Origin of the sequence: Pseudomonas sp. CH235 (genome assembly GCF_004368175.1) — a bacterium.
Taxonomy (GTDB): domain Bacteria; phylum Pseudomonadota; class Gammaproteobacteria; order Pseudomonadales; family Pseudomonadaceae; genus Aquipseudomonas; species Aquipseudomonas paraglycinae.
The window spans coordinates 65,121-73,275 of sequence record NZ_RRZJ01000030.1 but is presented as its reverse complement, the minus strand read 5'-3'; the positions used below and the strand labels follow the sequence as shown (position 1 = coordinate 73,275).

9 protein-coding genes and 1 pseudogene are annotated in these 8,155 nt (G+C 63.7%); 2 read left to right on the top strand and 8 right to left on the bottom strand.

Annotation, left to right across the window (positions count from 1 at the left end):
* Positions 1-114 precede the first annotated feature (114 nt).
* The 6 genes from phnE to EIY71_RS23785 all read right to left on the bottom strand — a co-directional run bounded on the left by phnE (position 115) and on the right by EIY71_RS23785 (position 5,475).
* Complete coding sequence (gene phnE / locus EIY71_RS23810; protein WP_134023398.1) at positions 115-882, bottom strand: phosphonate ABC transporter, permease protein PhnE; 768 nt, start codon at positions 880-882, stop codon at positions 115-117.
* Positions 879-1,706, bottom strand: coding sequence for an ABC transporter permease (locus EIY71_RS23805; protein WP_134023396.1), 828 nt, complete (start codon positions 1,704-1,706; stop codon positions 879-881). Before EIY71_RS23805 ends, phnE begins: the two co-directional genes overlap by 4 nt.
* Positions 1,700-2,497 carry a phosphonate ABC transporter ATP-binding protein gene (locus EIY71_RS23800; RefSeq protein ID WP_039772121.1) on the bottom strand — a complete coding sequence of 266 codons (798 nt, stop codon included), beginning with the start codon at positions 2,495-2,497 and terminating at the stop codon, positions 1,700-1,702. Before EIY71_RS23800 ends, EIY71_RS23805 begins: the two co-directional genes overlap by 7 nt.
* On the bottom strand, positions 2,494-3,348 hold the full coding sequence (locus EIY71_RS23795; protein WP_102718319.1) for a putative selenate ABC transporter substrate-binding protein: 855 nt from the start codon (positions 3,346-3,348) through the stop codon (positions 2,494-2,496). The genes EIY71_RS23800 and EIY71_RS23795 overlap by 4 nt, the downstream gene beginning before the upstream one ends.
* 121 nt (positions 3,349-3,469) lie before the next feature.
* On the bottom strand, positions 3,470-4,462 hold the full coding sequence (locus EIY71_RS23790; RefSeq protein WP_134023394.1) for a zinc-binding dehydrogenase: 993 nt from the start codon (positions 4,460-4,462) through the stop codon (positions 3,470-3,472).
* A gap of 116 nt (positions 4,463-4,578) precedes the next feature.
* A complete protein-coding gene (locus tag EIY71_RS23785; protein ID WP_134023392.1) occupies positions 4,579-5,475 on the bottom strand; it encodes a LysR family transcriptional regulator in 897 nt (298 codons plus the stop codon).
* Between the two features lie 164 nt (positions 5,476-5,639).
* Here EIY71_RS23785 and EIY71_RS23780 point away from each other — a divergent pair, with 164 nt between their 5' ends.
* Positions 5,640-6,389: an SDR family NAD(P)-dependent oxidoreductase gene (locus EIY71_RS23780; RefSeq protein WP_085611803.1), complete on the top strand. Its 750-nt coding sequence runs from the start codon at positions 5,640-5,642 to the stop codon at positions 6,387-6,389.
* A gap of 1 nt (position 6,390) precedes the next feature.
* Here EIY71_RS23780 and EIY71_RS23775 read toward each other — a convergent pair whose 3' ends face one another.
* Together EIY71_RS23775 and EIY71_RS23770 are read right to left on the bottom strand one after the other, a co-directional pair.
* Positions 6,391-7,062, bottom strand: a complete 672-nt coding sequence (locus EIY71_RS23775; RefSeq protein WP_134023390.1) for a paraquat-inducible protein A — start codon at positions 7,060-7,062, stop codon at positions 6,391-6,393.
* A complete protein-coding gene (locus EIY71_RS23770; RefSeq protein ID WP_134023388.1) occupies positions 7,059-7,655 on the bottom strand; it encodes a paraquat-inducible protein A in 597 nt (198 codons plus the stop codon). Before EIY71_RS23770 ends, EIY71_RS23775 begins: the two co-directional genes overlap by 4 nt.
* A 157-nt stretch (positions 7,656-7,812) precedes the next feature.
* Here EIY71_RS23770 and EIY71_RS28855 point away from each other — a divergent pair.
* Positions 7,813-8,004, top strand: a pseudogene (locus tag EIY71_RS28855) (hypothetical protein); the annotation flags it as partial.
* Between the last annotated feature and the right edge of the window lie 151 nt (positions 8,005-8,155).

The window sequence follows — 8,155 nt, the reverse complement described above, 5'->3', positions numbered from 1 at the left end:
AAGATTTTTGATTGATAGGGCTTGATCCATACTAAATTGAACCTTCCATAAATTGTTCACCCTGCCTCGAGGCGATCTAAAAAAGGAGAAGAGAAAATAAGGAGCCTGCCAAACCTAAGCCTTAACCCACCGCCCCCGACCCCAACCACTCAACCAATCCACCCCCCACACCAAAATCAGCATAGCCAATATCACCGTCCCCGCCTGCGCCTCCTGAAACAAACTCAAGCTCACATACAACATCTGCCCCAACCCCCCAGCCCCGACAAACCCCAGCACGCTGGCCATCCGGATATTGTTCTCCCACCGATACAAACAGTACGCCAGCAACTGCGGCGCCAGGTTCGGCAGCGTGCCGTAGCAGAACGCCAAAACCGGATTCCCCCCTTGCAACCGAATCGCATCCGCCGGTTCCGGCGGCGTGTTCTCCAGCGCCTCAGCAAACAACCGCCCCAATACGCCCGTGGTGTGCAGGGCCAGTGCCAGTGTCCCGGCATTCGGCCCAAGCCCAGCCGCAAGCACCATCAACGCAGCCCACACTAATTCCGGTATGGCGCGCAGGGCGTTGAGTAGCAGGCGCGCAGCACTCTGAAAAAACCAGCCAAAGCGTCCAGCGGCAGGGAGCGCCAGTAACAGCCCCAGCACGGCGGCGAGCAGGGTGCCAAGCGCAGACATGGCCAGCGTTTCCATCGAGCCACGCAGGATGGCGCTCAGGTAATCGGCGCTGAGGTCAGGGCTGAGAAAGCGCGCCACATACAGGCCCATCTGTTTCAGGCTGGTGGCGCTGCCGAGTTCTTCGAGATCAAGGCCCAGGTAGGCAAACGAGGCAATGACGGCCACGACAATGGCGAGAATCAGCACCGAATTGATCAGGCGTTTCATGCCAGCCTCCAGCGCAGCAGGCGGCTGAGTTGGTCGGCGCCGAGGACGAGGAGAAGGAAGGTGAGGAGCATGCTGGCGACTTCGCCGCCGGCGAACATGCGGATCGACAGGTCGATCTGTTGGCCGAGGCCGCCGGCGCCGACGAAGCCCATGACCACCGAGGCGCGGATGGCGCATTCCCAGCGGTAGACGGTGTAGGAGAGCAGTTCCGCTGCGACGTTGGGCAGTACGCCGTAGGCGAAGCTGGCGAGGCGGCCGCTGCCGGCCTGGAGCAGGGCGTGGGCCGGCCGTTGGTCAGTGGATTCGTAGATCTCGGCGTAGACCTTGCCGAGCATGCCGCTGTAGGTGATGGCGATGGCCAGCACGCCCGCCGCCGGGCCGAGGCCGACGGCGCGCACGAACAGCAGCGCCCAGACGATTTCCGGCACGCTGCGCAGGAAGATCAGCAGCCCGCGCACCGGCCAGCGCAGCAGTCGGCCCAACAGGCTCGGGCGGCCGCTGCGGGAGGCGGCGGTCAGCGACAGGGCGCGGCTGGCGAGCAGGCTGGCCGGCACTGCCAGCAATAGCGCCAGGGCCATGCCGGCGGTGGCGATGGCCAGGGTTTGCAGGGTGGCTTTGAGCAGTAACTGCAGAAACTCGCGATCATGGGCCGGTGGCCAGAACATCGACACGAAGCGGCCCATTTCACTCTGGCTGTCGGCATGAAACAGCACGCCCAGATCCAGTTCGCTGAGCTGAATGGCGGGCCACAGCAAGGCAATCGCCAGCCCGGTCAGCAGCAACCGTGGCAGCGCGGCGGGGTCGCGGGTGTCGGCGCTCAGCATCGCGGAATCTGCACAATCAGCGGGGTGACGGCAGGCGCCGGGGATTGCAGTTGTTCGTTGGCGTAGAGGGTGTCGAGCATGTCGCGGCTGACTTGCGCGGACGGGCAGTCGAACAGGATCCGGCCCTCGCGCAGACCGACGATGCGCGGGAAGTGCGCCAGCGCCAGTTCCACCGCGTGCAGGCTCGCGACCAGCGTGACGTTGTGCTCGCGAGCATGGCGCGACAGGATCGACAGCGTGTGCCCGGCCAGCACCGGGTCCATCGCCGAGACCGGCTCATCCGCCAGCAACACCTCCGGCGCCTGATACAGCACGCGAGCGATGCCGACCCGCTGCAATTGCCCGCCGGACAGTTGCTGGCATTGGCTGAAAAGTTTGTCGGCCAGATCCAGTTTCGCCAGGGCGGCGCGGGCGCCGGGCACGTCGAGCGGGTGCAGCAGGTTGATCAGGCTTTTGCCCAGGCTCCATTGGCCGAGCTTGCCGGCCAGCACCGCCGTCACCACCCGTTGCCGGGGCGGTAGCGGCGGCGCCTGATGCACCAGACCGATGCGCGCACGCAGGCGCTGCCGTTGGCGGGCGGACAAGTGCCAGGCGCGCTCGCCCAGCACTTCGATGTCGCCGCTGCTGGGCCGAATGGCGGTCGCCAGCAGGTTCAGCAGGCTGGATTTGCCGGCGCCGGACGGGCCGATGATCGCCACCTGCTCGCCGGCCTCGATCTGCAAATCCACGCCGCGCAGGGCTTCCACGCCATTGGTGTGGTGCAGAAAAGCCTGTTTGAGGCGCAGCGTCATTTCAGCAAGTCGGCGGCGCGGGCGGCTTCCTCGATGCCTTTGTAATTGTCCGGGCTGGTTTCGATGAAGCGGCTGGCGGCTTGCAGGTCGAGGATTTTCTTGTGCTCGGGGTTGGCCGGGTCGAGGTCGAGGAAGGCTTTTTTGATCTTCGCCGCCAGCGCCGGATCGAGGGTGCCGCGCACGGTCCAGTTGTAATCGAAGTAGGCCGGGGTGGTGGCGAAGACCTTGACCTTGTTGGTGTCGACCTTGCCGGCGTCCACCAGTTTCTGCCAGACGCTGGCGTTCAGCACACCGGCGTCGACCTTGCCGGCCTGCACCCAGGCGACGGTGGCGTCGTGGGCGCCGGAGTAGCCGACGCGGCTGAAATAGCTTTCCGGTTTGATGCCGTCCTTGAGCATGAAATAACGCGGCATCAGGCTGCCGGAGGTGGACGACACGGAGCCGAAGGCGAAGGTCTTGCCCTTGAGGTCGGCGAGGCTTTTGACGTTCGGGTCGGCGGTGATGAATTTGCTGGTGAACTGGGCGTCTTGCTCACGCTGCACCAGCGGAATGACCTTTGGATCACTTTTCAACTGCGCCTGGACGAAAGTGAAGCCACCGAGCCAAGCCAGATCGAGACGGTTGGTGGCCAACGCTTCGACCACCGCCGGGTAGTCGGCCACCGGCACAAACTCGACTTTCATGTTCAGTTGCTTCTCCAGATAAGACCCCAGCGGCTCGAACTTGCGCAGCAGCTCGGTCGGGGCTTCATCGGGAATCGCGCTGACCTTCAACACCTCAGCGGCTTGCGCCAGCACGGCGGACAGGGACAGGGCCAGACCAGCGGTCAGTGCCAGGGTTCGCTTGAGCATGGAATTCTCCGTTTCGTGGGCATCAAGGTCGATGCACCCGTCGATGGGCAATCATCGTCGGGTGCAACGTCAGGTTAGACGAAACGGCGCGATTGCGAGGGAGTCGGGCCGTGGTTGCTTGTCAGGCGCGGGGCAATCGCGTCACCCATTTCCCGCCACCCGCGCCGTCCTTCAGGGCGCGCAAGGCCTGGGGCAATTCATCGAAGTTGAACATCTGCAGCGCCGGGCCGACCAGGCTGCCGTCCAGCAAGGCTTGCAGCAGGTGCTCGCCGTTGCGGCGCAAGGTCTGGCGATCGTGCAGGCTGGCGTGGACGTGGAAGCTGTTCAATGCCACTTCATGCAGCGAAATCGCGGTGGTGAACGCCGGCAGCGGCGCGCTTTCCTGACGATCCTGAATGCACACCAGATGGCCGTTGTAGCCCAGCAGGTCGGCCATTTTCGCCGCGTGAGCGCCGCTGACCGTGTCGAATACGGCATGCAAACGACGTTCGCCGAGGCTGGTTGCGAGTGCGGTTTGCCAGTCCGGTTCGCGGTAATCGAATACGCCGACTGCGCCCAGGGCTTTGAGCTTTGCATGATGCGCGCCGGACGCGGTCGCCCAGACCCGCCATCCGCGTTGTACCGCCAGTTGCACCAGCAGCAGGCCGACCGCGCCGCCGGCGCCGATCACCAGCACATCGGCTGCGCCATTCGCGGGGACCTTTTCCACGGCTTGCCACGCGGTCAGTCCGGGGCAGGGCAGTGACGCCGCCGCGGCATCATCGAGCGCGGCGGGCACTGACAGCACGGTGGCGGCGTCGAGCAGGCAGTACTCGGCGAAGCTGCCATCGTTCGCCAGTGATTGGTGATACGCCACGCGACTGCCGGGTTGCAGTGTCACGCCGGCGCCGGCCGCGACCACCACGCCCATGCCGTCGACCCCCGGCACACGGCCGGTGCTCCAGGCGGGATGGCCCCACTCGATGATCTTCCAGTCCACCGGGTTCAAGGCGATGGCGCGGTTGGCCACCAGCACTTGGCCGGGGCCGGGTTGCCGGAGAGGTTTGCGGGTCAGTGTCAGGCCATCCAGCCCTTGGCCGGACGTCCAGGCCCAGGCAGCGTAATCGGTTTGCATTGTGCGGTTTCCCATGACTGTCAATGGCCGCCAGTATCGGTGGCAACGGGCATGAGAAGAACCGGCCCTGGGTCAAAGGTGTTTTGCGTAAAAGTCAGCAATGCTCGCGCAGCACCTCAATCGACCTGCGCAAACCGCTCCACCAGCCAATCAATGAACACCCGCACCCGATTGCTCAAATGCCGGTTCGGCGGATACAGCACATGAAACGGATAGGCCGGCGGACGCCAGTCCTCGAGGATCGGCACCAGTTCGCCGCGCTCGATGGCGGTCCTGACCGTGTAGCTGAAGGTGTGGATGATCCCCAGCCCGGCGAGGCCGGCCGCCAGGTGCGCGTTGCTCTCGTTGACGCTGATCAGGCCTTTGCCTTCGATCTGATGGCGTTCGCCGTTGCGCTGGAAGTTCGACGGCAGGATGCGCCCGGTGGAGGCCGAGCGGTAGGCGATCAGCTGATGGCTGGCCAGGTCGAGCGGGTGGCTCGGAGTGCCGTGGCGTTGCAGATAATCGGGGGTGGCGCAGGTGGTCCAGGACACTTCGCCGAGGCGGCGCACGGCCAGGGTTTGTTCGGTCAGTTGGCCGCCGCGAATCACGCAGTCCACCCGTTCGCTGATCAGGTCCACCGGGCGGTCGCTGACGCCCAAATCAATTTGGATGTCCGGATAGCGTTCGAAGAACTTCGGCAGTTCGGGGATCACCAGCATCGTCGCGGTCGAGCCGCCGATGTCTACGCGGATCTTGCCGCGCGGCAGGCCCTGGGCCTGGCTGAAGCCTTGGTCGATGTCGTCCAGTTGATGCAGCAGTTGTTGGGTCAGTTGGTAATAAGAGGCGCCGTCGGCGGTGACGGTGAGGCGGCGGGTGGTGCGTTGCAGCAGGCGTACGCCGAGGTGGTTTTCCAGTTGGCCGATCAGTTTGCTGACTGTGGTTTTCGGCAGGTTCAGCGAGTCGGCGGCTTTGGTGAAAGAACCGCTTTCCACGACGCGGGCGAAGGTGCGGATCGCCATTAACTGATTCATCGGTTCGGGCTCGGTGGGGTAGATGCGGTTGAGTATTGTGCATGTCTGTGCACAAACAAAACCGATTTTGCGGATTTTTCAATTCAATCGATCGGCCTAAAGTCGCTTCCAACGGCTCACCTACGACCCGTCACTTACCTCGAAACGGTTACTGGAGATTCATCATGAGCAACAGACTTGAAGGCAAAATCGCACTGATCACTGGCGGCACCACCGGCATCGGCCTGGCCTCGGCGCAGGAATTCGTCGCCCAGGGCGCCACCGTATTCATCACCGGCCGTCGTCAGGCCGAACTGGACAAAGCGGTCGCCGCCATCGGCCCGCGAGCCATCGGCATTCAGGGCGACGTGGCGAAGCTGGAGGATCTGGATCGCATCTACAGCGAGATTTCCGCCAAGGCCGGGCACCTCGACATCCTGTTCGCCAACGCCGGCGGCGGGGACATGCTGCCGCTGGGCGCGATCACCGAAGAGCACTTCGACCGGATTTTCGACGCCAACGTGAAGGGCACGCTGTTTACCGTGCAGAAGGCCTTGCCGCTGCTGCGCGATGGCGCCTCGATTCTGCTGACCTCGTCGACCACGTCGGTGCAGGGCACGGAGAACTTCAGCGTCTACAGCGCGAGTAAAGCGGCGGTGCGCAACTTCGCGCGGTCGTGGCTGCTGGACCTGAAACCACGGCGCATCCGCGTCAACGCGATCAGCCCTGGCCCGGTGCGCACGCCAGGTCTGGCAGGGCTGGTGCCGGCGGAACACACCCAGGGGCTGTTCGATCAACTGGCGTCTATCGTGCCGATCGGGCGTCTCGGCGAGCCGAGCGAGATTGCCAAGGCTGCGTTGTTCCTGGCCTCGGATGACAGCAGCTTCGTCAACGGCATCGAGTTGTTCGTTGACGGCGGTACTGCGCAGATCTGATTTAAGTCGCTTGATGCCCCGGCACTTGTTCAGTCGAGTGCCGGGGTTCTTCGGTTTCTTCGTCCGGCGCGTTATCCCAGATCACACGCGGGTCGAAACTCATCGCCGAGAGCATCGTAAACACGACCACCAGACCGAAAAACAGTATCCCCGGTCGCGGCTCGATATCCCCCAGCGCCTGGAATTTCACCAGCGCCGCCACCAGCGCAACCACCAGCACATCAAGCATCGACCAGTAGCCGATCAACTCGACGAAGCGGTACAGCTTCGAACGCTCCTTGCGCGCCCAATGACTGTCCCGTTGCACGGTGACCAACAGCAAGGTCAGCGCCACGAATTTCACCCCCGGCACGGCGATGCTGGCGACGAAGATGATCAGGGCGATGTCCCACGCACCGTGTTCCCAGAACTCCAGCACGCCGCTCATGATGGTGCTGTCGGCGCCGCTGCCGAGCAGGGTGGTGTTCATCACCGGCAGCAGATTGGCCGGCACGTAAAACGCCAGCGCGGCGAACATGTAGGCCCAGGTGCGGGTCAGCGAGTTGGTCTTGCGCCGATGTAGCGGGGCGTCACAACGCGGGCATTGGTGCGGTTCGCCGGTCATGTCGCAGGCCAGTCCGCAGCTGTGGCACAGGCAGAGGTTGAGTTCGGTTGCCGTCGGTGGTCGTTTCATAGGATGTCCCACAGTTCGCGCACGTCGCGCCCGGCGATGCGGATCAGCAACAGGCTGAGCACGGCCAGCGCAAACAGGCCGATGCCGGGAATGACGTCGAGCATGCCCGCCAGTTTGAACACCGCGACCATCGCGCCGAGCAAACAAACCTCGAGCATGCTCCACGGCCGCAGCGTTTCCAGCCAGCGCATGCACAGTTTGAACCCCGGCGAACGGCGCGAGGCGAGGGCGAAGCTCAAGACCCAGATCAACAACACCAACTGAAAGGCCGGGGCGATGATGATCGAGATCGCCGCGACCATCGCCATGAAGGTGATCGGCCCCTGACTCAGGGCCAACACCGAATCCCACAGGGTCGCGCTGTTTTTCAGGCCCTTCATGCTGATGCTCATCACCGGGTAGAAATTGGCGAACAGCCACAGCATCGCCGCCGTGAAGCTCAGCGCCAGACGTTGCTCCACGCTCAGGCCGTTGTAGCGCTGGAGCACGCCGCCGCAGCGCACGCAGAGGGTCTTCTGGTGTTTGGCCAGCGTGACTTTTTCGTACACGCAGTCGCAATGCTCGCAGATGATCAGTTGATCGGTGCTGGCCATGGGGCGCTCGACGGGAGAAGGGCTTGAACCCCTTCACTATAGAAGCGCTGGGGCATTCGGCAACCGGAGCGCCATTCGTCCAGCAGGGGGCACTAACCCGCACGCGCTTGTTTCACACGTTCAGGTACACATATCCCGCAGCAGAACGGAGAACCCCATGGACATTGATGAAAGTGCACCCGGCAACCTGTCACAACAGGCCGTGACGCGCACCACCGACAATGAAACCGGCCATGATCCCCGCAAGGATGAGTCGCCAGTCCCATTGCCGCCGGACGATGAAGCACCCCTGGAAGAAGACATGAGCGATGTGGCGGCCAACGATTCGGTGGGATCCGAGCATCCGCAGGACGGCAACCGCTCAGGAAGCGCCGACGCCAATCCTCAGAGCACCGCCAAGGATGATGAAGACAGAGAGGCGCGTGGCTTGCCGGCGAGTGATCCGGAGTCGGGCGCCTGACTGCGCGGCGGCCCATTAAGGGCGCTTGCCGCAACCGGTC